The 25043-nt window shown below is 60.7% G+C and carries 22 protein-coding genes and 5 pseudogenes; 12 read left to right on the top strand and 15 right to left on the bottom strand.

The annotated features are described in order from the left end of the window. Positions 1-5: 5 nt before the first annotated feature. The 11 genes and pseudogenes from eutC to OKW37_RS29120 form a co-directional block, all read right to left on the bottom strand. A complete protein-coding gene (gene eutC, locus OKW37_RS29170) occupies positions 6-803 on the bottom strand; it encodes an ethanolamine ammonia-lyase subunit EutC (RefSeq protein WP_260321468.1) in 798 nt (265 codons plus the stop codon). Beyond that, complete coding sequence (locus tag OKW37_RS29165) at positions 800-2194, bottom strand: ethanolamine ammonia-lyase subunit EutB (protein WP_184068810.1); 1395 nt, start codon at positions 2192-2194, stop codon at positions 800-802. The genes eutC and OKW37_RS29165 overlap by 4 nt, the downstream gene beginning before the upstream one ends. 28 nt (positions 2195-2222) lie before the next feature. Then, a complete protein-coding gene (locus OKW37_RS29160; RefSeq protein ID WP_184068813.1) occupies positions 2223-2879 on the bottom strand; it encodes an HAD family hydrolase in 657 nt (218 codons plus the stop codon). A gap of 82 nt (positions 2880-2961) precedes the next feature. Continuing rightward, positions 2962-4494, bottom strand: coding sequence for a sodium:solute symporter family protein (locus tag OKW37_RS29155; RefSeq protein ID WP_184068816.1), 1533 nt, complete (start codon positions 4492-4494; stop codon positions 2962-2964). Then, on the bottom strand, positions 4491-4748 hold the full coding sequence (locus OKW37_RS29150; protein ID WP_184068819.1) for a hypothetical protein: 258 nt from the start codon (positions 4746-4748) through the stop codon (positions 4491-4493). The genes OKW37_RS29155 and OKW37_RS29150 overlap by 4 nt, the downstream gene beginning before the upstream one ends. A gap of 278 nt (positions 4749-5026) precedes the next feature. Continuing rightward, positions 5027-5962: a choline kinase family protein gene (locus OKW37_RS29145; protein WP_184068822.1), complete on the bottom strand. Its 936-nt coding sequence runs from the start codon at positions 5960-5962 to the stop codon at positions 5027-5029. A 4-nt stretch (positions 5963-5966) separates the two neighbouring features. After that, positions 5967-6917, bottom strand: a complete 951-nt coding sequence (locus OKW37_RS29140; protein ID WP_260321469.1) for an aminoglycoside phosphotransferase family protein — start codon at positions 6915-6917, stop codon at positions 5967-5969. 5 nt (positions 6918-6922) lie between these two features. Beyond that, positions 6923-8203 carry a Zn-dependent hydrolase gene (locus OKW37_RS29135; protein WP_429402990.1) on the bottom strand — a complete coding sequence of 427 codons (1281 nt, stop codon included), beginning with the start codon at positions 8201-8203 and terminating at the stop codon, positions 6923-6925. Next, positions 8181-8939, bottom strand: coding sequence for a DeoR/GlpR family DNA-binding transcription regulator (locus OKW37_RS29130; protein ID WP_429291300.1), 759 nt, complete (start codon positions 8937-8939; stop codon positions 8181-8183). Before OKW37_RS29130 ends, OKW37_RS29135 begins: the two co-directional genes overlap by 23 nt. A gap of 258 nt (positions 8940-9197) precedes the next feature. Then, complete coding sequence (locus tag OKW37_RS29125) at positions 9198-10631, bottom strand: amidase (RefSeq protein WP_429402989.1); 1434 nt, start codon at positions 10629-10631, stop codon at positions 9198-9200. Between the two features lie 1107 nt (positions 10632-11738). Next, a pseudogene (locus OKW37_RS29120) lies at positions 11739-11939 on the bottom strand (IS6 family transposase); the annotation flags it as partial. 256 nt (positions 11940-12195) lie between these two features. Here OKW37_RS29120 and OKW37_RS29115 point away from each other — a divergent pair. Further along, the gene (locus tag OKW37_RS29115) at positions 12196-12393 is read left to right on the top strand and encodes a tautomerase family protein (RefSeq protein ID WP_184068834.1); all 198 of its coding nucleotides are present in this window, start codon (positions 12196-12198) and stop codon (positions 12391-12393) included. A 78-nt stretch (positions 12394-12471) separates the two neighbouring features. Here the strand turns inward: OKW37_RS29115 and OKW37_RS29110 are convergent, their stop codons facing one another. The 3 genes from OKW37_RS29110 to OKW37_RS29100 form a co-directional block, all read right to left on the bottom strand. Continuing rightward, positions 12472-13407, bottom strand: a complete 936-nt coding sequence (locus tag OKW37_RS29110) for an SMP-30/gluconolactonase/LRE family protein (protein ID WP_429402988.1) — start codon at positions 13405-13407, stop codon at positions 12472-12474. 16 nt (positions 13408-13423) lie between these two features. Next, complete coding sequence (locus OKW37_RS29105; protein ID WP_429402987.1) at positions 13424-14278, bottom strand: SDR family NAD(P)-dependent oxidoreductase; 855 nt, start codon at positions 14276-14278, stop codon at positions 13424-13426. Between the two features lie 182 nt (positions 14279-14460). Then, positions 14461-15375, bottom strand: coding sequence for a LysR family transcriptional regulator (locus OKW37_RS29100; RefSeq protein ID WP_184068843.1), 915 nt, complete (start codon positions 15373-15375; stop codon positions 14461-14463). 206 nt (positions 15376-15581) lie between these two features. On the opposite strand from OKW37_RS29100, the gene OKW37_RS29095 reads away from it, so the two are divergent. The 3 genes and pseudogenes from OKW37_RS29095 to OKW37_RS29085 all read left to right on the top strand — a co-directional run bounded on the left by OKW37_RS29095 (position 15582) and on the right by OKW37_RS29085 (position 18397). Then, complete coding sequence (locus OKW37_RS29095) at positions 15582-16643, top strand: aldo/keto reductase (RefSeq protein ID WP_184068846.1); 1062 nt, start codon at positions 15582-15584, stop codon at positions 16641-16643. Between the two features lie 166 nt (positions 16644-16809). Beyond that, positions 16810-17350, top strand: a pseudogene (locus tag OKW37_RS29090) (hypothetical protein); the annotation flags it as partial. Between the two features lie 96 nt (positions 17351-17446). Beyond that, the gene (locus tag OKW37_RS29085; RefSeq protein ID WP_429402986.1) at positions 17447-18397 is read left to right on the top strand and encodes an aldo/keto reductase; all 951 of its coding nucleotides are present in this window, start codon (positions 17447-17449) and stop codon (positions 18395-18397) included. A gap of 226 nt (positions 18398-18623) precedes the next feature. Here the strand turns inward: OKW37_RS29085 and OKW37_RS29080 are convergent. Next, a pseudogene (locus OKW37_RS29080) lies at positions 18624-18939 on the bottom strand (DDE-type integrase/transposase/recombinase); the annotation flags it as partial. A gap of 24 nt (positions 18940-18963) precedes the next feature. Here OKW37_RS29080 and tnpA point away from each other — a divergent pair. The 8 genes and pseudogenes from tnpA (at position 18964) to OKW37_RS29040 (ending at position 24992) form a co-directional block, all read left to right on the top strand. Then, entirely contained in the window at positions 18964-19416 is a 453-nt protein-coding gene (gene tnpA / locus OKW37_RS29075) for an IS66-like element accessory protein TnpA (RefSeq protein ID WP_429353528.1), read from the top strand. Beyond that, on the top strand, positions 19413-19745 hold the full coding sequence (gene tnpB / locus OKW37_RS29070) for an IS66 family insertion sequence element accessory protein TnpB (protein WP_429402984.1): 333 nt from the start codon (positions 19413-19415) through the stop codon (positions 19743-19745). Before tnpA ends, tnpB begins: the two co-directional genes overlap by 4 nt. 30 nt (positions 19746-19775) lie before the next feature. After that, a pseudogene (tnpC, locus tag OKW37_RS29065) lies at positions 19776-21263 on the top strand (IS66 family transposase). A 340-nt stretch (positions 21264-21603) separates the two neighbouring features. Beyond that, positions 21604-22626 carry an IS30 family transposase gene (locus tag OKW37_RS29060; RefSeq protein WP_429402983.1) on the top strand — a complete coding sequence of 341 codons (1023 nt, stop codon included), beginning with the start codon at positions 21604-21606 and terminating at the stop codon, positions 22624-22626. A 16-nt stretch (positions 22627-22642) separates the two neighbouring features. Then, positions 22643-23053 (top strand): annotated as a pseudogene (locus OKW37_RS29055) (GNAT family N-acetyltransferase); the annotation flags it as partial. Positions 23054-23295: 242 nt separating this feature from the next. Beyond that, positions 23296-23805 (top strand): GNAT family N-acetyltransferase, encoded by a 510-nt coding sequence (locus OKW37_RS29050; protein ID WP_429402982.1) that lies wholly within the window; start codon positions 23296-23298, stop codon positions 23803-23805. A 118-nt stretch (positions 23806-23923) separates the two neighbouring features. Then, positions 23924-24274 carry a VOC family protein gene (locus OKW37_RS29045; RefSeq protein ID WP_429353526.1) on the top strand — a complete coding sequence of 117 codons (351 nt, stop codon included), beginning with the start codon at positions 23924-23926 and terminating at the stop codon, positions 24272-24274. A 400-nt stretch (positions 24275-24674) separates the two neighbouring features. Beyond that, a complete protein-coding gene (locus OKW37_RS29040; RefSeq protein WP_429353525.1) occupies positions 24675-24992 on the top strand; it encodes a hypothetical protein in 318 nt (105 codons plus the stop codon). Positions 24993-25043 lie beyond the last annotated feature (51 nt).

The raw sequence follows: 25043 nt of genomic DNA, 5'->3' as shown, positions 1-25043 counted from the left end.
CGAAGTTAGTTGGCGTCCGGTGCTGCGATCGCCGTAGACGCGTCTTTGGCCGCCTTTTCCAGCAATGCATCGCTCTCGTCTTTAAGTCCCACGCCAGTGAGGCCCAAGCGGCGCGCATGCGTCAGCAGATAGTGCAGCTTGTGCGCGGCTGCGCCGTGACTCAATCCTTCGGGGCGCACGTTCGAAATGCAATTGCGTTGCGCATCGGCGCACCCTACTTTAGGCGCGTACGTCAGGTAGATGCCGAGGCTATCCGGCGAGCTCAGCCCGGGACGTTCGCCGATCAGCATCACGACGAGCCTGGTCCGCAGAATTTCGCCGATCTCATCGCCAAGCGCCACCCGTGCTTGCCGAGCGACCACCACCGGACCGATTCTCCAATCCGCAAGGCGTGAAGAGACGGCCCTCAAAAGCGGAATGGATTGCTTTGCAGCAGCACAGGCCGACAGCCCATCGGCAATCACGAACACCACTTCCGGCGCTTCGATGGAGGCTTGCGCAAGCGCCTCGCGGCTCTCCTCCGACAGGCGTCTCCCCAGATCCGGACGCCGCAAGTAATGCTGACGGTCCGGCGCAGCACTATGCACATCGAGCGTGGTGAAGCCGTTCGCGCGCAACTGCTCATGCAGCGAATCAGCGTCGAGCGGATGATGCACCGCATCGCGTGCCTGCGCGTGCGATAGATTGAACGCGAGCAGCGGCCCAGTCGGCAGGCTGTTGCCGGCACGACCCAATGCGATACGCGCATTGGTGAACTGACGCAATGCGCTCCAGGGGTTCTTTTCGAGGAAGTCGTTGCTCATGCGATCCCCATCCATTCGCGCGCACCTTCCAGCAATGGTTGCCGTATCGCGCCATTGAGCAACACGCCGAGCGCGTCGGCGACCTGCATCGACTCCAGCCACTCTTCGAATTCCGGCGCACGCCTTAGGCCCAATACGTCGCGCACATAAAGCGCATCGTGGAATGAGGTGCTCTGGTAGTTCAGCATCACATCGTCCGCGCCGGGGACGCCCATGATGAAGTTGATTCCCGCGACGCCGAGCAGCGTCAACAGGTTGTCCATATCGTCCTGATCGGCTTCCGCGTGGTTCGTGTAGCAAATGTCGCAACCCATCGGCACGCCGAGCAGCTTGCCGCAGAAGTGATCTTCGAGACCCGCGCGCGTGATCTGCTTGCCGTCATAGAGGTATTCCGGTCCGATGAAACCGACCACCGTATTGACGAGAAACGGATTGAACTTTCGTGCCACCGCATAGGCGCGCACTTCGCAGGTCTGCTGGTCGACGCCATGATGCGCATTCGCCGACAACGCGCTGCCCTGCCCCGTTTCGAAATACATCACGTTGTTGCCGACTGTGCCGCGATTGAGCGAGAGCGCCGCTTCATAGGCTTCCTGCAGCAACGCAAGCGAAATGCCGAAGCCGGCATTCGCTTTTTCCGTACCGGCAATCGACTGAAACACCAGATCGACCGGCGCGCCCTTGCCGATTGCGGCAATCGTGTTGGTGACGTGCGTCAGTACGCATGATTGCGTCGGCACCTGATAGCGTTGCCGGAAATCGTCGACCATCAGCAGCAGCGTGGTAATCGCGGCCAGGCTGTCGGTAGCCGGATTGATGCCGATCATCGCGTCACCGCAGCCGTACATCAGGCCGTCGAGCATCGAGGCGGCGATGCCCTTGACATCGTCGGTCGGATGATTCGGTTGCAAGCGCACTGACATGTGGCCAGACAATCCCACGGTGTTGCGAAAGCGTGTGATCACCGGACGCTTGCGCGCCGCCGCGATCAGGTCCTGGTTACGCATCAGCTTCGACACCGCGGCGACCATCTCCGGTGTGAGGCCGGCGGAGATACGCGTGAGTGCATCGGCATCCGTCTCGCTGCTGAGTAGCCAGTTGCGGAAATCGCCGACCGTCAGATGGGATATCTCGGCGAAAGCTTCGGGCGAGTGATCGTCTATGACAAGGCGCGTGACTTCATCGCTTTCGTACGGAATCAATGCCTCGTTGAGGAAGGTGCGCAACGGCACCTGCGCGAGTGCCATCTTGGCTGCGACGCGTTCTTCCTCACTGGCCGCCGCGGTGCCGGCGAGCTGATCGCCCGAGCGCAGCGGGCTCGCCTTCGCCAGCAACGTTTTGAGATCGTCGAACCGGTAGGTGCGTGTGCCGATCGCTTCGGTATAGCTCATCTCGCGTTGCTCCAGAGTGCCGCGCACGTTAGTGCCATGTCAACACAGGCCACCCACACTCCTTCGCGTGCGCTGCCAGCACCCGGTCCGGATTGACCACGTGCGGCCTGTCGACCTCGCACAGCAGAGGTAAATCGTTTCGCGAGTCGGAATAGAAGCTGGCACCGGCCAGGCTTTCGTCGTGCGCCTTTAGCCATGCGCGCAGCCGAACTACCTTGCCTTCCCGATACGTCAGTACGCCAGAGGTGCGTCCCGTATAGACACCGTCCTCCGTCTGGATATCAATCGCCAGAACATGATTGATACTGACTCGCGCCGCAATTGGCTCGACCAGATGCGCGCTCGACGCCGAGATCACCAGCAGGGTGTCGCCACGCTGGCGATGGGCGTCGATCACATTCCGCGCGTCGGCCCGAATCCTCGGCTCGATCACCTGTTCAACAAACGCATCGATCTGATGGCGCACATCAACGACGCGGCGACGGGCGAGCGGTGCGAGTGTTGCTTTCATGTAATCGTCCATCGTAAGCAACCCTTCGCCGTAGGCACGCATCATCTCGTCGTTTTGCCGTACAAATGCATCGGCGTCGCCGACCCATCCGAGGCGTGCCATCTCGCTGCTCCACAAATTCGCGCAATCTCCATTGATAATCGTGTCGTCAAGATCGAAAATCGCTAAAGTCATCCGGCCTCCGTTGAGTCAAATTCTCGATGCCGCGGCAGCATCAAAATGCGAGATCCATGCCGGCCGCCGCGGCCGCTTTTCCTTAATGTGTTACCGGTACGGCGACCGTCGAAGGTGCGCGGCCGCGCACAGGCTTCGCGAACAGCCGGTCGAGCCGGGCGATCTCGTCGGTCGACGGCTTGATCGCTAACGCAAACACGACGAACACGACGAAGTTCGCTGCGAGCCCGACAATCCCGCTGGTCAGCGAACCGAGCGCGCGGATGTCGTCCGGATAGACGGAAGTCAGCACGATCGCGATTGCAATGCCCACCAGCATTCCCGCAATCGCGCCCTGCTTGTTGCCACGCCGCGTGAAGATGCCGAAGAACAGCGGGACTGCAAGCTGGATGATCCCTTGATATGAAATCTGCGCGAGTAATTGCAGTCGGCTGTAGTCGAAAGTCAGATATGCAAGGATCGCCGCTGCGACGATGAACACGACCATGCCCGCCTTGGACAACACCATCAACTGGCGATCGGTGCGCGGCGTATTCCACGTCGCGAGGTCGTTGGCGAACTGCGTGCCGCAGACCTGCACACAACCGTCGACATGGCCGATGCTCGCCGCAAGCACAATCACGATTGCCACCGCGAGAAGCCACGAGCCGCCGATATCGGCGAGTGCGACGAACCAACCGTGCTGCGGCTGTGCGGCTACGTTCGGGTCCTGACTCGCGGCAGCCGCGAACAGCATCAGGATGCAATAGAAGCCGCCAACCAGCAGCATCGTCAGCAGCGTGCCCTTCTTGACGGCCCTTACGCCGCTCGCCGTATAGATCCGCTGGAAGCTCATCGGCCAGCACATTGAGCCGATCACACCGGTGAAGATCAGGCTGAACATGTACCAAGGACCGTAACCGGTACGCGCGTCGCCGGGAATCAGCAGCATCTTCGCCGGCAGTTGCGACAGGTGCGAGAATGACGCGTGGTTGCCGAATAGCAACAGGATGCACAGCACCGCGCACAGCACGTACGCAATCAGCCCCTGGAACATGTCGGTCATGATCAGCCCCCGCATCCCCATGCTGACGGTCCAGTACTGGCGGATCAGTACAATCACAACACCAGCAGTCAGGCAAGCCGTCACGGTCCACTGGCCGAACGTTGCGAACTGGAATAACGTCGCGAGCGCCTGGATCCCCATCACGACCCACGGAAACACCGAGATGATCCCGATGATCGACGCGATTCGCTTGACGACCGGGCTGTTGTAGCGCATGCCGAGGAGGTCCGGCTGCGTCGTCAGGTTGAACTGCCGGCCCCACGACCACGCCCGGTTTGCCATCAGATACATCGCGGTCACGCCGAGCGTCGCGTAGACCATCCCGTAGAAACCGAGCACGCCGCCGACCGACAGTGCGAAGAACGCCGTGAACGTCGAGCCGGGCCACCACGAGTTCGTGTAGCTCATCGCGACGAACCACGGGCCGTACGAGCGGCCGCCGACGGCATAGTCGGAGAAGCTTGTGCTCCGGCGGTTGGTCGCATACAGAACCGCGATCATCGCAACGAGAAACACGACGATCATGCCGAACGTGACGACCGGGTTGCCGGGATTCGTGAAGTGGGTCATGTCGGTTCTCCTTCGTTGGCGAGTTCGCCGGACACGCCTTCGGCCACGTACAGCGCCCATATGCCGAGCCCGACCAGGACCGCGTTCGCGATCCAGTAGAAGATCGGCAGCGGTACGCCGAGCACGAGTTGCTTACTGCCGCTGACGCCTAGATAGAACGGCGGACACAGCGCCATCAGAAGAAGCAGGAAGAAATAGATGCCGAATACAATCTTCTTCGAATTCGGCATCGAGCTTTGGATCGATTCAGCCATGATCGGCTCCTCGCGAGCGGCGGGTTGAGGGACACGAATGGAACGCGCTGTCATCTCGCGCGCCCAGCCGATAGGCACCGCCTTCGGCGTGCCGGACCGAAGATGGCGTCAGATCCGCCCGGACGCGGCCAATCGCTTTAAATTTCGCTCTGGATTCCTTAATAACCATAATGCCTTCCCATCCTGAAAATGAAATCGGGTTCTCAATAGGTCGTCGAGCTCAAGCGTCGGCGCAGAACCAGTTTATGCACGGAGCTGTTTTCAAGCGCCTAGTCTCTTCACGCCTGCCTCAGCCATGTTTCCCACTGCGGATCCTGAAAGACGATGCGAGCGCGCATCTGTTTCCAGAACCCGTACTTATAGAAATCGAAATCGAGCCGCGACACCGCACGCTGCACCATCGCCCACGTCGACCATTTCAGATCGGCGAGCGCCTTGTTCAACTGCACACGCGCGACGACCTGGGGCGTCACGCGACCGAAATAGTCCTCGAGCAACGCGAGTTCCATCCTAGGCGCGAAGAACATCTCGCCGAACCACAGGGCGAGCTCGTAATGCCGGTCGTTGTTCGACGCGTACTCGAAATCGACCAAGCGAATCTCGCGCGCATCGTTCAGCATGAAGTTGCCGGCGAGGGTATCGTTCATGCAGGGCGCGAGATCCAGACCCGACGCTTCGAGCGCCGCACGGGCACGACGGTATTGCTGGCACAGCCAGTCGTGATCCGGGGGTTTAACCGCGTGCAACGCTTCGACCTGCTGCTGATGTTCGTCGATCATGTCAAACATGGTCTTCGTCTGAGCGAGCACCGGCTGATCATTGAACGCCTTCAGTGCACGCAATGCGTTGTGCCGGACCTCACGCTCGAGGAAGTCGAGGTTTGACGACGCGCGCCAGCCTTCCATGAACTCGAACACCTCGACGCCCAGGTCCTCGAGGAACGCGAACACCGGCGCGCCGTAGCCGGTTATCGCGGCCTTCACGCTCGCTTCGTGTGCAGTGCGGCGGTCGATAAACATCTCTGTGCCCTGACCCGGCACTTTGAAAAAATACGCAGTCTGCGCGCCGTCGACTTCGACGCGCCAGTTCGTGTTCGAGATGCCGCCACCTACCGGTGCGTAGCGAATATCGTACCCTTTCCATGCAGGCAATTCACGAATCGCAGCTTCAATCTCGTGTTCATGATGGGTCTGAGCCTGACCGAGTGCTTTCATCGAATCATCCCTTCAGCAGACGAAGCCAGCCTTCGAAGCGCGCGTCCTGAATGCCTTGTCGGCAGCGCAACGAAGTCCATTGAGCGAGTTTCGTGAATTCGAGACGGCGCGGTGACGTCGTGCCTAGCCACAATCCCCACAGTGTCCAGTACCAGTCGTTGACAAGCGCATACAGACGGCAACGCGCGTAGTCGGCTTCGTCGCAACGGCCAGCCCAGCGCACGATACCCTCCCGCCATTGCGGCTCGAACTGATACAACTCGTTCAGCGTGATAGCCACGTCGTACCAAGGGTCGCCGCAGCCACCGTAATCGAAATCGATCAGCTTGAGTTCGCCTTGCGGGCCAACCATCACGTTGCTCGCAAGGCCGTCACCGTGCAGTGGCACGACCTCTACGTCCGATGCCTGCAACGCATTCCATGCACGATCTATGCAGTCATCGGTCCGCAACCCGTCGATCGGCAATTCCACCGCATCACGTCGACACAGCGCCCGAAGTCGGGCGATGTCGTCCATCGGAGACGAGACAAACATGGGCGCTGGACCGTCATGCACTTGCCGCTTCGCCGCCCACAGCGCGTCGAGACGCTCGGGTGACGCGAGATCGTCAACGCGCGCCCAGCGCCATTCGGAGGCCTCCAATCGATCGAACAGCAGCACGCCGCGCTGCATATCAACGATGCGCAGCGCGACCGTTGCTTCCGCTTGTGCCGCACAGCGGCTCGCGTCGACGGTCCGCGCAACGTCGATCAATTCTTTCATATCGTCGTGCAGCACTTTCGCATACCACGATTGAGCGCCCACCGCGACGACGAAGCCGGCCCATTCGGTCGCGAGCCGCGTCGGCGACGCGACTGCTCCGGTACCGTGCCCAACCTGCGCGTCGTTGCCTAGCCCTACTGCATGCAGCGCGTCGAGCAATCGAAGGGATTCAGGCGATTCCGTCAGCATCATCGTCCTCAAAGGTAGCTCGACGATTCAGTGCAGATGCGCTCCAGCAACGCGCTCAACAGACGCAGGCCGTTGTGCAGATCGGCATCAGCGGTGTACTCGGCTTCGTTGTGCGAGACGCCCCCGCGACTAGGTACGAACAGCAGGCACGTCGGCGTGACGCGACTCATGCTAATCGCATCGTGGCCGGCGACGGTGACGCTATCGCCCGCTGGCAAGTCGAGTTCGAGGCTGACGTCGTGGGCAAGTCGCGACAGGCCATCATGCAGCTTCAGCGGGGCGCGAAGCTGGCGGCTTTCGATCTCGATGCGCGTGCCGGTCTGTTCAGCGATATTCCGCAACGTCGCCTCGAAGCATGTTGCAGTGCCGTCCAGCAGCGCAGTGGACGGCGAACGGAATTCAATGTGTAGTATCGTCCTCGACGGCACGACGTTCGGCGAATTCGGATATACGTCGAGGCGGCCAACCGAACTGTGCATTTGCGCGCCGTGCCGCACGGCTTCCGCATGGACCGCGGCGATCGTGTGCGCTGCCGCCAGCAATGCATCGCGCCGGTCGGCCATCGGTGTAGGGCCGGTGTGATTCTGCTCGCCGTCGAAGCGCACTCGCCATTTCAATGCGGCCCACGTCTCGCGGACCACGCCAATTGCGAGCCCCTCGCGCTCGAGATTCGACGCCTGCTCGACGTGCATCTCGACATATGCGGCAATAGGCAGATCGAGCATCGCATCGCCGAGATAGCCAATCTGCTCCAACGCACTCTTCAGCGTGACGCCTTGCCGGTCCTCGCATGCCCACGCGTCGTCGAGCGACATCGCGCCGGTGAACACGCTGCTACCCGTCAGGCTCGGCTGGAAACGCGCGCCTTCTTCGTTGGTCCAGTCAACGACCGCCAGATTGCATGGCGCACGGTGACCACTCGCGCGAAGCCTCTGCGCGATGCCGACGATCGCGGTCGCGCCGGCAAGCACGCCGTATACACCGTCAAAGCGGCCGGCGCTCGGCTGGCTGTCGAGATGCGACCCGCACAACACGTACGGCGCGCCCGGCGTCAAAGTCACAAGCCCGAAGACGTTGCCGATTGCATCGATGTGCACATCGAAACCGTGCTCGTCGAGCCAGATGCGGAACAGATCACGAACCTGTCCGTCCTGGGCCGACGCCGCGAGCCGATGCAGACCGCCGGCCGGCGTCGCGCCAATCGCGGAGCTTGCGGTGAACAGCGCGTCGAACGCGCGCAACTCATCGGCGTTGGGTTGAACCAGTTCAGGGATGGACGATATCGACATGAGCTTGTTCCAGGCGGTCTATGTAGTCGGCCGACAGCGGGCGGTTTGTGACGAGCGTCGCGATCGCGTCGAACGGTAGTGTGTTGATGAACGTGCGATGGCCAAACTTGCCATCGTCGGCGAGCACGACGCTACGCACGCAATGCACAACAAGCGTTCTGCGCAGCATGGCTTCGGATTCTTCGTAATCCATCAGCCCGAGCTTCAGATCGACCGCGCCAATGCCCATAAAGGCGATGTCGTAATGGAACTGACGGGCGAATTCGAGCGTGTGCGGGCCGATCAATGCGTTGTCGTTACGACGGACGTCGCCTGGTGTGACGAGCACGTGGTTGTCGCTCTGCTGCGTCAACAGTTGCGCAATGTCGAGCGAGTTCGTGACGACTCGCAACTGGCTGAAGCTTGTCAGCTGATGCGCGAGTGCGAGTGTTGTCGTGCCGGTGTCGAGGAACAGCGCCATTCCCTCCTGCACGAGGCCGCTTGCGCATTCGGCAATCTTCGCTTTCGCCTGTGTCCTGATCCGGTTGCGGACCTGCAGCGGTTGCTCCTCGTTAAGCCGCGGCAGGATCGCGCCGCCGTGAACGCGACGCAACTTGCCGAGTTCTTCGAGATATTTGAAGTCGCGGCGAATCGTTTCTTCGGAGACGACCAGCTGCGTAGCGAGGTCGGCGGCCTTCACGCGTTTCTGCTGGCTCAGAAAACGCATGATTTCTTCGAGACGAGGCTGATTCAGCATAGGTAGATGAGTCCGGCGTACAGGGAAGCAACCAGTGTAACGAGGTTTGCCGCGCGTTCGGATCACGCGGTGGCAGCGCCCGGATTGTGCCAACAGGCGGTGGTGCGTCGGCGTGGCATCGTCCGCGTCGAGACGTTGCGCCACTCGCAACTTCGTCTGTTGCTGGAGCACAGGTCTCGGCGGTGCCATCAGCGCGCGCCGTTCTGGCCAGGCACCGACTTGATGTGCGTCGAAATTGCAGATCGTCACGGTACGCTCCTAGCCGACGAGCAACGGCGGCAGCCGATGTTCCCACGGCGCAATTGCCTCGAACGCCGCGCAGAACTGCAGCACGTCGCCATCTGCGAAGCGCGGCCCGATGACCTGCAAGCCGATTGGCAAACCTGACGGACTCCAGCCGCACGGCACGCTCGCCGCTGGGTTGCCGGACAGATTGAATGGGTACGTGAACGGTGTCCAGCGCGCCCACGGCACCGCGGTGTCGTCGACGCCATCGAGGTCAGATGGCGCAATCCGGTCCGCGTCGAACGGAAGAATTGGCAGCGTTGGCGTCAGCAGCAGATCGAAGCGCTCGAACAGCTTGTGGACTTTGCAAGCGAACGCCGCGCGCTGCTGGACCGCGGTCAGATAGCCGGCCAGATCGTAGTCCGCAGAACGTTCGATTAGCGTCGCGAAGCCCGGTTCGAGCTCCTCCTTGCGATTGGCAAGCGACTTGCCGTACACGATTCCGCGGCCGCCGACCCATAGGGCCTCGAACGTCGGCAACGGGTCATGCCATTCGAGCGCGGGGATATCAATCGTGACTGGCAGCGTCCGCGCAATCTGATTGACCGCCGCTTCAACTGCTGCCGCAACAGCCGGATCGACGTCAACGTTGAACAGCGTCGGACAAAACGCGACGCGCAGCGGCCGCAGCGGCGAATCGCAACGCGCGAGGAACGTTTCAGTCGGTGCTGGCAACGCTTGGTGATCGCGTGGGTCGGGACCGGATAGCACGTCGAACAGCAGCGCGCTGTCGCGCACCGTCCGTGTGATCGGACCGGCATGGCTGAGCATTTCGGTCGCCGACCAAGGCCACGTCGGAATCCGGCCGAGCGAGCCCTTGAGCGCGAACGTGCCACAAAACGCACTGGGAATCCTTACCGAACCGCCACCGTCCGAACCGAGCGACGCGGGCACCATCCGTGCGGCGACCGCGATTGCCGAACCCGAACTGGAGCCGCCGCTCGTGAGTTGTGGGTTCCAGGGATTGCGGCCGTTGCCGAATACGCGCGACAGGCTCGCGCCGCTCCAACCGAACTCAGTCGTCGCGGTCTTGCCGACGATGATCGCCCCCGCATCCTTCAGGCGTCGGATAATCGGCGCATCATCCGACGGCACATAGTCGAGCGCGGTCAGCGAACCCCGCGTCGTCCGCAGACCAGCGGTCGAAAACAGGTCCTTGACGCCGAACGGAATGCCATGCAGTGGCCCTCTAAAACAGCCGCGGGAGGCTTCGAGCGTCAACGTTTCGGCCTCAGCCGCCGCCGTTTCGGCGTAGATGTCGCCGAATGCGTTCAATGTGGGATTGTGGGTTTCTATCGCTTTCAGGCTGTGCGCTATCAACTCACCCGGCGTCAGGCTGCCGTTCCTGATCCGATCAGCGGCATCAAGAACCGTCGGCGCAGAGACGCATTTTGACTCGTATTTCATCCTAAATCCTGAATGGGACAGCGCATTGGCTGGTTGGATGCATTACAGGTTGGACAAAAACTGGTGTCAAGCGCGTTTTATTGGTTTTGTTGGTTTTGTTGGATATGTTGGGTCCGACCATCCACTCAAGGGCTCTCGCTGGCAAATCAGGCGCTCGAGAATTTGCGTCGATCAGGCAGGAACAGTCTCACGAGTTCGCAACCGGAATCCTCCCGGCCCAACTATGCCCGCCCAAGGCCGCGTCGTCAGCCACAGAATTGGCGGGCAGCGCATTGGTTCTGACTGAACCTGAAAAAGTAGGTCGGATGTGACGCAACAGTCGAAAAAAGCCTACAGCGACCGGGCCGGGGCGGCGCAATTACGTGACTCTCGGCTGTCCATTTAACCGGAGTTAGGGATTTGCCTCCACGGGCGACTCGGCGAAGGTCGCTCCAAGCTGGGCGGATGCCGGTGTCCTGGCCTTCGCCCCTGGCTCACGTGGAGCACCAGAAAACCGTCGGTACCAGGCCAATGTCCAGGGGTTGAGACATCAATGTGATTGGCTGTGTGGGTATCCGTTAGAGGCATTCGATACCCCGTTCGCAGCCCGCACCTGGGTTGCAGAACTGGTGCACTGGTACAACCACGAACACCGCCACAGCGCGATCCGCTTCGTGACACCGGCCCAGCGCCATGCCAATCTTGCTCAGGACATCCTCGAGCGCCGCACAGCGCTCTACGAGGTTCGCGCGAACGTCATCCGCTACGATGGAAAGGTGCCACGCGGGACTGGCAGCGCGCGTTCATGTCGTGCACCTCAATCCCGATCGGGCTGAGCCGACCGTCGACATTCGACAATCTCATAACCAGGAGTTAAAAGCAGCCTGAATTCCAAACGTCGAGGCGACAACTAGCTGGAAAACTTCCCGTTGAAGGCGGAAATGCCAACGCACTGCGCAACTGATGACTGCAGCCGGAAAGCGGTGGCCGAATACGGTGCGGTCATTGCACAAACAGCGTTGAAAGTACGGCAGCAGCTTCCGGCGATTATTGACGACGAACACAACGAGCTAACAGCGTTGAGTCGGTCAATGATCCGCGATATGTACGAGCGGTATTGTCAACTTGACGCTTCGCGACCGCCAGACCGAACTTCGTCGCCCAGCACCGCACCGTTTCGTACATAAGCTCGATTCCCCGTGCCGCCAGCATCTCCTCAACCATGCGCCGGCTGAGCGGGAACCGGTAGTACAGCCACACCGCGTAGCTGATGATGTCCGGCGGAAATCGATAGCCCTTGAACGAGATCGGCGCCTCGGCCGACAGCAAAACGGAAACGGAAGCTTTCTTGATGCCCCATATATTCGTCGACCCCGGCGCCAACTTGACAATACCTCGACGCGTCCTGACCACGGCTGCAAGATCAGCTGGAACTTGCCACCGACCGCGGCCGCTTGAGCCGCTGAAAAATCGCCGGGAATCAGTTTCAGGCGTATGTTGGCTTCGGCGGCCAGGCTTGAGCACACGCCGTCCAGTGACGCTATGATTGCGCCTGCAGTTCCTTGCCAATCCACTGGAGTACGTCATGCCGGAAGTCGTTGTTTACGCAGTAGCAGGGCGCTCACCCGAGCAAAAGAAAGCGCTGATGACGGGGATTACCAAAGCTGTGGTTGACAGCCTCGGTGTCCTCGCTGAACAGGTTGTCGTGCAGATCGTGGAATCTCCAGCAGACTCCAAGTCAAGAGGCGGCATTCCGTTCAGCGAGCGCCAGCGCACGTCCTAATTCGCACGAATCCACATCATCACCGCCCCGTGCGCGGTGGCACCGCCGACCGGGCGCGGACGTAATCCGCCGGCGCGCTCAGGTTGCGACCGCCGCAGCCGTATCGACGTATAGCGCATACAGTGACTGCCCGGCCGCCATGAACAGCCGGTTGTGCGCTGCGCCGCCGAAGCAGACGTTCGCGCAACGTTCGGGCAGGGCGATGCGGCCAATCGCGCTGCCGTCCGGCGCGAATACCATCACACCGTTCAGTCCCGGGCCGGTGCCCCAACCGGCCCACAGGTTACCGTCCGTGTCGCAACGGAAACCGTCTGGCGCGCCGTTCTCGCCCGCATCGACGAATACGCGTCCGTGCACGAGGCGCCGACCGTCCTCGACATCGTACACACGGATGCGCCTTGGCTTCGAGCCCGATTCGACGATGTAGAGGCGGCGTTCGTCGGGCGAGAAGCAGATGCCGTTCGGATTGACGATGTCGCCGGCGACCACCTCCGCCCGGCCGGTGGCCGGGTCGAGACGGTAGACGTTGGTCGGCAGCTCGGGCTCAGCCTTGACACCCTCATAGTTGTTAGAGATGCCGAACGGCGGATCGGTAAACCAGATGCTGTCGTCGCTCTTCACGACCACGTCGTTTGGCGAGTTCAGCCGCTTGCCGTCGAAGCGGTCGAGCAACACGGTCAGCGTGCCGTTGTATTCGGTGCGCGTCACGCGCCGGTTGCCGTGCTCGCAGGTGATGAGCCGCCCCTGGCGGTCCCGTGTATTGCCGTTCGCGTACCCGGAGGGCTTGCGAAATATCGAAGTCGCGCCGGATTCCTCGTCCCACCGCATGATGCGGTTGTTCGGAATGTCGCTCCACAGCAGGAAGCGGCCGTCGCCGAACCACACCGGTCCTTCGCCGAAGCGCATGCCGGTCGCAAGCCGCTCGACCGCCGCGCTCGTGATCCGGTATTTGAGGAAGCGCGGATCGAGCACTTCCACTGCGGGATCGGGATAGGTTTCGCTTTGCTGCCACATGGTGCTGGCCCTTGAGTCAGCGGGGCTGCTTGACGAACGCTTCGAATGCCGTGGCGTAGTCCGGATGCCAGCGCGACAACGCGGGCCGGTTCTCGACGATATCGCCCGCCGCCCATAGAATGCGCCGTTCGTCGAGCGAACGCGGCACGTCGTTATCGGGACACAGTATGTAGAAGTCGCCGGCGTCGAGACGCTCGAACATGAAATCGACGGTCTGCTCGGGCGTCCATGCGGCGGCGGGCTTTTCCACACGGCCGTTCCGTGTGAGTTCCGTGAACACGAAGCCGGGAATCAGCAGATGAGCGCTGATCCGGCCGTCGGCGGTATTGCGCAGTTCGTGCTGCAGCGCTTCGGTGAACGCTTTCAGACCGGCCTTCGCAACGTTGTATGCGGGGTCGCCCGGCGGTGTCGTGATGCCTTGCTTTGAACCGGTATTGATCACGAGCCCCGGACGGCCGCGCTTGATCATGCCCGGCACGAAGACCTGCGTGCCTTGGATCACGCCCCACAGGTTGACACCCAGCACGCGCTCCCAGTTCGCGGTTGGACCGAACATGCCGCTGCCGGGCTGAATGCCGGCATTGTTCATCAATACATCTGTTCCGCCGAAGCGTTCGACGACGGTTGCGTGCAGGCGGCGAACATCGTCGGCGACAATGACGTCGGTCTCAACCGCAAAGACGTCTTGCGTACCGTTTGCGCTCAGCGCGGCGATTTCCTCCACCGCCCGCGCGAGGCGGTCGGCGCCGAGGTCGGCAATGCAGATGCGCAGCCCAAGCTGCGCAAAGCGTTTGGCAGCAGCCAGGCCGATGCCGGCGGCGGCGCCGGTGATCACGGCGACGGCGCCGGGGGTCAGGGCAGAATGAGTCATCAGAATCCTCGTTGATGCGTGCCGGATTCGCGACGCCAACCAGCGACTGCGATCGCGATCCGTTGGAACAGTGAGTCGGCGATCCTAGCATGAACTTTTTTGCGTGACCGACGGCGCTTCCGCTGATGAGTGGTCCGAAGCATGCGCGGTACCGCGCGGTACCGCGCGGTGCCAGTCAAGCGTCAGTTCGCCACCTCGGGCAATTTGAGCAAGTCCAGGAAAGCACGGGCGACGGGTATGAGCGGTTCTCCGGCGCTTCCCCTAAAAACCGCCGCGAGTTCCCAGCAGGGCTCATCGGCTTCGCGCAGGCTCGCCGTTGCGACCGGCGCCCCGCGCGTGTTGCTCCCCCTTGCGGCGGCCACCGATTCGGGCACCATACTGATCGCAAGCCCGTGCGCGGCCAGTTCAAGCAACATCGGCATGTCGTTGACCTCGAAGCTGGTCTGGCGCTGCAGTCCTGCCGCCGCAAAACTCCGATCGACGAGCCGCCGCACGCTCCACTCCGGGCGCAGGTCGGCGAATGTTTCGTCGACGAGATCGGCCAGCGCCAGCCCGCTGGCGCCCGCAAGCCGATGATGTGTCGCGCAGACGACGACCATTCCTTCGCATGCGAACATGTGCGATCCGAGGTCGTCGAGCGGCGTATCCGGTGGCTGTGTGAACGCGAGGTCTAGGCGCCCTTCCCGCACCCCGTCGATCAATGCGCGCGATCCGTCCAGTGTCAATTCGATATCGATCCCACCGAACGCGGCCCGAAACTGTCCTAGAGAAGCGGGCAGGTCGACGAAAGGCGCGAGACCGTGAATCGCACCGATACTCAGCCTGCCGCGTGCAAGCCCGTGGACCTGCGTTACGGCGTGCCGCGCGTCGCGCGCGGCAGCCAGTACCCGCTGCGCCTCGGCGAACAGCACTTCGCCGGCAGGCGTCAAAGCGACTCGCCTCGTGCTGCGATTGAACAACGGTCCGCCCAAGTCTTCTTCCAGCGAGCGGATCGACGCAGACAAGCCGGACTGCACGAGGTTCAGACGCCGCGCCGCGCGCGTGAAATGTCGCTCTTCCGCGACCGCCACGAAATGTTCCAGCTGCTTCAAATCCACGTTTGCACTCTTTCTTGCAGAGACGATTAATCACAAAAATTGCACGATTGAATCACATCTTTCTATTGGCATGATAATTCAGTCTCCGTTATCGTGGGATCCCTGGGCACGTCAAAGAACACTGGGCACCCAATGCGGGCGCCATCGGACTGAACTACCGCCCGCCGGCTGTGAATCCTTGCAACATACATGGAGATTGCTTCATCATGGACTACCGTCAACTCGGCCGTTCGGGCCTCAAGGTGTCGACCATCACGCTAGGCACGATGACGATGGGCGGCAAAGGCAAATTCGCGAGCGTCGGGGAGGTCAGCCTCGACGAGGCGCGCCGCCAGATCGACATGTGCATCGACGCGGGCGTCAACCTGATCGATACGGCGGACGTCTATTCGAACGGTGCGTCGGAGGAAATCGTCGGCCAGGCGCTCGGCGGCAAGCGCAAAGGCGGCGTGCTGATCGCGACGAAAGCCCGCTTTCCCATGGGTGACGGCCCGAATGACCGGGGCCTGTCGCGGCATCATTTGATAGAAGCCTGCGAGGCGAGCTTGCGCCGTCTCAAGACCGATGTGATCGACCTCTACCAGGTGCACGAATGGGACGGACTCACACCGCTCGAAGAAACGCTTGAAGCGCTCGAGCTGCTGGTCCGGCATGGCAAGGTCCGATATGTCGGCTGCTCGAACTACTCAGGCTGGCACCTGATGAAAGCGTTGCATGTAAGCGAACGCGATCGCCTGTCGCGCTTCGTGAGCCAGCAGATCCATTACACGCTCGAAGCACGTGAAGCGGAGTACGAACTCGCGCCTATCGCGCTCGATCAAGGCTTGGGCATTCTCGTCTGGAGCCCGCTCGCAGGCGGCTTGCTGTCGGGTAAGCACCGCCGCGACTCGACACCCGAGGGCACGCGTCAGCTCGCGGGCTGGACGGAGCCGCCGATTCGCGACGCCGAACGACTGTGGTCGATTGTCGATACACTTGTCGAGATCGCCAGCGAGCAGAACGTCTCCGCCGCTCAGGTCGCGCTCGCATGGACGCTCGGGCGCCCCGCCGTCACGTCGGTCATCATCGGCGGGCGCAACGAGAAGCAACTGCTCGACAACCTCGGCGCGGCGAATCTCAGGCTGAGCGCCGAAACGCGCGAACGGCTCGACAAGGTGAGCGCGCCGCCCCTGCTCTACCCGTACTGGCATCAGGTGCAGACCGCACACGATCGTCTTTCAGTTGCGGACCTGTCACTGCTGGGGCCCTATCTCAAGGCGTCGCGGTGATGCGGCGACATCGACCTGCGGCCGTCCTGAAGGATCGCAGGTCTACACGGCTATCGTCGGCTGTAGAAAAGTCGGTCATATTTCCATGCCCGGGCGCTCTCGAAGGTTCTGTTGCAATAGCGGAGGCGGGCATGCTGCGGGACCTTACGGAATGATGTGAACGACAATGAAAGCGCTGAGTTCGACGGTAGCCAAAGTGCTGAAGCGGTTGCACTATCAGCTCGAGATAATGTTGGTGTGCGTGCGTTGGTGCGTGGCCTACCCGCTCAGCTTGCGCAATCTCTAGAAGATGATGGCCGAACGGGGTGCGCGGTCGATCATTCGACCGTGCACCGGTGGGCCATCAAGCTTCTGCCGGTGCTTGAAAGGGCGTTCCGCCGCTGCAAGCGCCCGGTCGGCAAGCGCTGGCGGATGGACGAAACCTCTGTGAAGAGAGCGGTGCCAATCTGGCCGGCCTACATGCCGTGAATGCCGAGCGTGAGACGCCCATCAAGATCCGCCAGGCCAAGTATCTGAAAAATATCGTGGAACAAGGCCATCGGGCGATCAAGCGCCGTACCCGGCCCATGTTGGGATTCCATGATTTCCCTTGTGTCCGCATCTTGTTGAGCGGCATCGAACTCATGCATATGATCGCCAAAGGGCAGATGAAAGACGCACGCAAACTCAAGCCATCGGCCGCCCGGCAATTCTACTCGCTGGCGATGTAAGTAAGCCTCATCATATCGCTATCGTTCACCCAAATCGCCTTACCGCGACAGAACCCTTAGTGTTTCCAACCCACGTCTCAGAGTAGAGAAAAAATGCAACAACACACCATTGGAACGTCGGATCTTCGAATCGCACCCCTCGTCTTTGGCGGCAACGTGTTCGGCTGGACAGCCGATGAGCGCACGTCGTTTTCCATCCTCGACGCCTTTGTCGACCTTGGCTTGAACTTCATTGATACCGCCGACAGCTATTCGCACTGGGCCAAGGGCAATCAGGGCGGCGAGTCCGAGACCATCATCGGCAAGTGGTTCAGGCAAAGCGGCAAGCGGGAAAAGATCGTGCTCGCGACCAAGGTAGGCATGTGGAAGAAGCGGCCAGGGCTGTCGGCGGCGAACATCGAGGCAGCCGTCAACGAGTCGCTGCGCCGGCTACAAACCGATTACATCGACGTCTATTTCTCCCACATCGACGACGACAAGACGCCGCTCGAAGAGACGCTCGGCGCATATCAGAGGTTGATCGAGGCGGGGAAAGTGCGCGTGATCGGAGCGTCGAACTTCAGCGGCGAGCGGCTCGAGGCAGCACTGAAGGTATCAAAGGAATCGGGGTTGCCGGCGTATCAGGTTCTTGAGCCGGAGTACAACCTTTACGATCGGGAGGGCTACGAAACCGATCTCGAGCCAGTCGTGCAGGCGCACAAATTGGCGGTGGTTACTTACTTCAGCTTGGCAAGCGGTTTCCTGAGCGGAAAGTACAGTTCGAAGGCCGACGCCGCGAAGGGTGCGCGCAGCGCGCTTGTGGACAAGTATTTCAACGACCGCGGGTTACGGATCATCGATGCTCTTGTTGAAGTCGCGAAGCGCAACAACACGACACCTGCAACGGTGGCAATCGCTTGGATCATCGCGCGGCCGAGCGTGACGGCGCCGATTGCCAGTGCGACGTCCGTCGAGCAACTGAAAGGGTTGGCTGCAGCAACTCACTTGCAGCTTTCTTCCGAAGACATGAAGCTGCTCGACGAAGCCAGCGCAGCGGCGCAATAACCGAGCAGGTACTGTCACCCATTGAAAGGCGCTTGCCAACTGGTTGCGCGTTTCGAGCAGGCTCGGCGCAGCGCGGTGGGACAAGCCCATGGGATGGGAAGGAATCGCGACAGCCAGGCGTGCGATTCGACGATGTGTGTTGTTGTGTCGTTGTGCGAAGTTATCGGCATGGTGCGGGCGAGCGTCGTGCGCTGCTACGTCGACGAAATCCCGATCCACCGGCTCCCCGATTTGCGGTTGCGGCATCTGGCTTCGGCATGAAGGCGACATCGTCACGCTTCATCGTTTCCACGAAGCTTTCTGCCATGCCGTTACTTTGCGGACTGCACACCGGTGTGGTCAACGGTTTCAAACCAATGTCAGACGCAAAGGTCCTGGTTTTCTCCGGCTGTGTAGCCTGAGCCGTTGTCCGTCAGCCATTCAATTTCAGCCGGTGCCTTCGAGACGTTGCCAAAGCGCTTCTCGACGGCTGCCAGCATGACGTCACGCACCACGTCGCCACTGTGGCCACCAGTTGTCGCCACCCAGCTCATCGCTTCACGGTAAGCACCTCACGACGACCGTCGTTGACGGCGGCGAGAAGCGACATCAAAGTGGTGCCCATCATTTTCGATTTGATGGACATCACTGTGACAGAGTCGGAAGCCAAGCCGGGTAGCCGCAAGGGACGCCTGAATTATGATCGCGAGTTTCGACGCCGGCTTGCGGCCGCTGCATGCGAGCCTGGTGCATCGGTCGCGAAGCTGGCGCGGGACAATGGCATCAATGCAAATATGCTGTTCACCTGGCGGCGTCGCTATCGCGAGCAATTGCAGGCGGAAACGACGTCGCTGATTCCCGTGGCGGTGGTCCATGAAACGCCGCCGCAGTGGCGATGCCCCCAGATGCAAGGGACGTCGGCAACCGGACTGCACGAGCCGGGACGATCGAGATCCAAGTTCGGTGACGTGGTAGTCAAGGTGGACGGCATCGTCGACGCCGATACGCTACGGGTCGTACTGGGGAGCATGCGATCGTGATCTCTGTTCCCACGGGTACACGCGTCTGGCTGGTGGCAGGCGTCACCGACATGCGCTGCGGGTTCCAGGGGCTGGCGGCGAAGGTGCAGACGGCGCTCGAGGACAATCCGCTGGGTGGCAACGTGTTCATCTTCCGGGGCCGGCGCGGCGATCTGGTGAAGGTCATGTGGGCGACCGAGGACGGGCTCTGGCTTCTTGCGAGGCGGCTTGAGCGGGGCCGCTTCGTCTGGCCGCAGGCCGATCATCTGACGGCGGCGCAATTGTCGATGTTGCTCGAAGGCATCGATTGGCGGCAGCCGCGTCGCACCGCTGCACTGTCGATGTTGTAAACCGAGCAGAAGACTCGTAAACTGCGCCGCATGTCGAACGGCGCCGAACTTCCTGACGATGTTGAAACTCTGCGAGCCTTGCTGGTCGAGGCTCGTGCCCAGCTTGCCGAGCGCGATCTGGAGATCGAGCAGCTCAAGGCGCAGCTCGACAAGCTTAGGCGCATGCAATTCGGGCGCAAGTCCGAGCAGTTGGACCGGGAGGTTGCACGGCTCGAAACCGCGCTCGAGGACTTGACGGGCGAGCGCGGCGTCTCTGATGTGCGGCGCGCCCGCCAATCAAGCGCGAGCACGCCTGTGGGCAACGCATCGCCGAAAGAAGCGCTGCCGCCGCATCTGCCACGCGAAGAACGCGTACTCGACGCCGACGCAACGTGTCCGAAATGCGGCAGCGCGAGATCCGGCGCAAGACGGTCTGTCCGTGCGGCCACCACTTCTCGCAGCCGCCGATGCCCGGCCTGCCGATTACGCGCAGCATCGCCCATCCGAGCCTGCTGGCCGACATCGTCGTCTCGAAGTACGCTGACCACGCCCCGTTGTACCGGCAGTCGCAGATTGCCGCGCGCGACGGCGTGAAGCTCGATCCGGCCAGCATGGGCCGCTGGGTCGGCCAGTGCGAGGCCCTTTGCGATGCACTGACCGAGGCACTGCGCCGCCACACGATGGCACCGTCGAAGCTGCACGCGGATGACACGCCGATCCCGGTGCTCGAGCCGGGCAAGAAGAAGACAAGGACCGGGCGACTGTGGGTGTATGTGCGCGATGACACCCGTTCGGGCTCGACCGAACCGGCCGCGGTGTGGTTTGCTTACTCGCCCGACCGCAAAGGCATCCACCCCCAGACCCATCTCGCTGGATTCGAGGGCATCCTGCAGGCCGACGCCTACAGTGGCTTCAACGAACTGTACGAGAGCGGCAAGATCCGTGAAGCTGCATGCTGGGACCACACGAGACGGTACATATACGACGTGCATGCCCGAACGCCTACCGAGGCGACCCGAGAGGTGCACGAACTGATCGGTGGACTTTACGGCATCGAGGCGGATATCCGTGGCAAACCCGCTGCTGAACGGCTGCGCGTGCGGCAGGAGAAAAGCGTGCCGCTGCTCGCGACCATCAAGACGTGGATGACGGACAAGCTCGCGACGCTGTCGAAGAAATCCGACCTTGCCAAAGCGATCCGTTACTCGCTCAAACCAGTGGGACGCGCTCGCGCTGTACTGCGAAGAGGGCCGTGCTGAGATCAGCAACGCCCTGGCCGAAAACGCGCTGCGCTGTGTGAGTCTGGGCCGCAAGAACTTCCTGTTCGCCGGCTCCGACAGCGGAGGCGAGCGGGCAGCCGCGATGTACGGTCTGATCGGCACATGCAAGCTCAACGGGATCAACCCGCGCGCCTACCTCGAATACGTACTGACCCATATCGCTGACCATCCCATCAACCGTATCGACGAACTGTTGCCCTGGAACGTGGCCACGAAGCTGCCTCGGCAGTCTGGCCCATCGGCGTCTGCAGACACGTAACCCGATTCCCGATCATGCCTCACGCGGGCGCCGCGTTGCGGACGGCCGTCGCGAGGTGCTTACGCTTCACGGTCACAGCAATCCAGAGCGAACGTGAGTGTCACCAGGCTCACTCGCGCATTGAGTTGCGGGAGTTGCAGCGCAAGAGACCCGATGAACCCTGTAGCTACGGCGTTGCGCGCGGTGTACACGGAAAGCAGAGGAAGCGGCTTGAATGTCACTTTCGAGCGTCCAACAGGTGACGCTTTAGTTTGAGGTTGCAACGAGCATGTAGCCGAGGCCCCACACTGCTTAGTCTCTAGTTCCAAGTGCAACACCTTGAATGAGGTAGGGTGTTGCGATGAAGAAGAACTACAAGCATTTGAGTGCGGAAGAACGCGCGGCGATCATGATCGAACATCAAAAGGGCGGCAGCATAAGAACTATTGCGGGGCTGCTGGGGCGCAGCGCTTCGACGGTGTCGCGCGAACTGGCGCGTAGTTGCAGCGTGGACGCGCCGCGCTACTGTGCGACGCAGGCGGCCTCGGCCTATCGGCTGCGTCGTCGGCGCTGCGTACGGCCGCGCAAGTTGATCGAAGGCAGCGCGCTTTATCGGCATGTGCATGATCACCTGGTCTACTGGTGCTGGTCGCCGCAGCAAATCGCTGCCAAACTGCGGGCCATGTATCCAGACGACCCAAGTCAGCACGTCAGCCACGAGACGGTCTATGCTGCCATTTACACCTATGCACGTGGCTCGCTGAAACCAGCCATGATCGCAGCCTTGCGCCAAGAAAAACCGGCGCGCGGAAATCGGCGCACGACGCTTGCTGGCGGCAGCTATGTTCCCGAGGATTTGCGCATCCAATATCGCCCCGAGCAGATCGAGCAACGGCTGTTGCCGGGGCACTGGGAGGGCGACTTCATCAAGGGTGCGTTTAATCGTTCCGCCGTGGGCACGCTGGTCGAACGCAAGACGCGCTTCGTGATTCTGTGCCGCATGGATGGCTGTACGGCCAGGAATGCGCTGGAAGGCTTCTCGCGGCAAATGAAGAAGTTGCCGGCCTTTCTTCGCGAGAGCCTGACCTACGATCGGGGAACGGAAATGGCCTGCCATGTCGAGCTCTCCAGGCGGCTCAATATCGATATCTGGTTTGCTGATCCGCATGCGCCCTGGCAGCGCGGCAGCAATGAGAACACCAACGGCTTGCTGCGTCAGTTTCTGCCAAAGGGCACAGACCTTTCGACGCTCTCGCAGACCCAACTCAATGACATCGCCAAATTGCTCAACGGGCGGCCTCGCCAGACGCTCGGCTGGGACTCCCCCGAGGAAGCAATGGCTAAAGAGTTAGAGAAGGCTGGATTAGCTAAACGTTGCACTTGACTCTTGAGACTGCCCATCCTTTACCGATCAAACGGGCTTCGATAACTGGTTTTCAGGTGGTCTCACCGGGTCGAACGTCGACCTCATTGCGCGTGAAGTGGCATCGATTCAAATTGTCGGTGTGGTGAACATTAACGAAATAGTAATGGGCGCTTTTCGCAGCGCCTATCTCGGGTATTACGGAATGTCGAACTTCGCCCGGGCAGGGTTGATGACGGACGCGGTACGGGCAGCTGTGATCTATGCTTTCAGCGAACTTGGATTGCATCGGGTGGAGGCAAATATTCAACCAGGGAATATCGCGTCGATCGCACTTGTGCGGCGGTTGGGTTTTAAACAGGAAGGTTTTTCTCCTCGCTATCTCCGCGTAAATGGCGAATGGCGCGACCACGAGCGATGGGCGTTGCTGGCCGATATGCCCGGTTAGACACAGCCGCCACTCAAAAAAATAATGTGCTCACGCAGAAATTGTTTTTGTGCCAATATTAACAGCATGGAACTTCGTAACGTCCCGAGCAAGGCTCACCACCATCATCACGGTCGCTATCCGCTGCGCCGTGGGTCGTTACGTCCATAGCAAGGAATTCGACCTCACGGTCCATTCCATGTGCAAACGACCAAGGCGCTTAAGGCGCCTTTTTTTATTTCCCCCACCATCAAGAGCTGAAGATGACCGACTCGATAAGCTATCGCCGCGCAACCGTGGACGACATTTTGAAAATTTGCGAGTTGGGTCAAATCTTGAACGCGATCCACCATCAGGCACGTCCTGACGTCTATGCAAACGCCACTGAAGAGTTCGCTCGAGACAAGCCGCACTGGCTATCAAGCCTTCAGGGAGAAGATCGAGCCATGTTTCTCGCCGAGCATGGCAGCACGGCGGTCGGCTTTATCACCGTTCAAGTGATGCAGCCGACAAGTCCACTGTTGCAACCGTTGACCGTTGGCCGCATTGGCTCAGTCGCTGTTTTGGAACGACTGCGGGAACGCGGCGTCGGGAGCACGCTGATGAAACTTGCTGAAGAGTGGGCACGAAAAAACGGTGCCAACGACATGAGGCTGACCGTTTGGGCGTTTAATGAACAGGCGGTCGATTTGTATCAGGAACTTGGCTACGAGCTTCGTGCGTTCGAGATGGGAAAGCAACTGCCTATTGCTGGGGATATGCCAGTCGCATGAGGCGATGCTCGGCCAGTCTATATTCGTGCATAGATCGTGGACAATTAATTGTTCACGTGAAACTTTTGAAACCTCTATTATCTGTTGCGTCTTTCCGAAAACGTTCTTGGAGCATTCAATGCGGATTAGAACCACCTATTTGAAAGTGTCGGACATGGAACGCAGTTCTGCTTTCTGGGAAAACCTGTTGGAACGCGCGCCGATCCGCAGGTCGGATAAGTGGACCGAATTCTCGCTCGGTGAAGTCCGCTTCGGGTTGCTGCTAAATGATTTTGGCGATGAGTTCGTCGGGAGCGGATGCGTTCCTGTGTTCGAATTTGACGTATCCGCCTTGCATATATTTCTGGATCGCGCCAAGGCTTTTGGGGCAACAGTCGCTCTCGACGGGCTAAACAATGAAGCCATGAAGAGCATTGTGTTCGTTAGCCCTGATGGCCATGAGTTCGAACTTTGCGCATGTCACGACTAATCGGTTGTTCTACCCCGAAAATCTAGGCCCGCGTTGCCCGTCGCGAGTGTCCGTTCCTAAGGGCGTCAACGGGCTGTTGTGGGTCGTAAGTACGCGTTGGGGATGGCGAGACGCGTCGCTCACGACCGCTGAGGGTGTGAACGGCCGGAGAGCGTCGTGAAGCCGACCGACCACAGCCAATAGCTGACCGTCGGCAATGGCCGACATTGCGCCACTCGAAACTGCCCGCGAATGTCGCCCGATTCCGGCGATGGGCTAGTCACGAGCCTGGCCCGCACCTCCTTCCCGCCTTAAGAAGGCCACCGGCATAAAAGCGCATCGAAACATTCGTGGAGCGCCGCCTCCGGCGGGACGAATGCGCACCCTCATGTAGTCAGCCATACCATCTCCGAGCGCCAGCATGCATTCCGTGGCGGAGCTGGTGTGGAATGAGAATCTGGCGCTGCCGCGGATCAATGTCGACGAGGCCGACCAGTGGACGTTGCGCGTCTTCGGCAAGGGCGACAATCTCCGCATGAGCAAGAGTCCGAAAGTCATGAGTCGAAGACGTCTGCTTGATCCGAGGCACGGGATCACTTCAATCCATCCCTATTTAAGCGACCGAAAAATCGCCATTGCTTCCGCCCTACTTTCAGGCGTTCAAACCCTGCTAACCCCGGCAGAAAATGCTGCATTGCAATGCGCTTTTTGGACTTGCTGCAGACTTTGTTGTCTCTGAAAGCGGGGTTTTCGTATGCCGCAGACTTTGTTGTGCGCCGATAAGATCGCA

Origin of the sequence: Paraburkholderia sp. MM5482-R2 (assembly GCF_050436125.1) — a bacterium.
Lineage (GTDB): Bacteria > Pseudomonadota > Gammaproteobacteria > Burkholderiales > Burkholderiaceae > Paraburkholderia > Paraburkholderia tuberum.
Note: the sequence above shows the minus strand (reverse complement) of the source record. Positions and strands in the feature narration are given on the sequence as shown.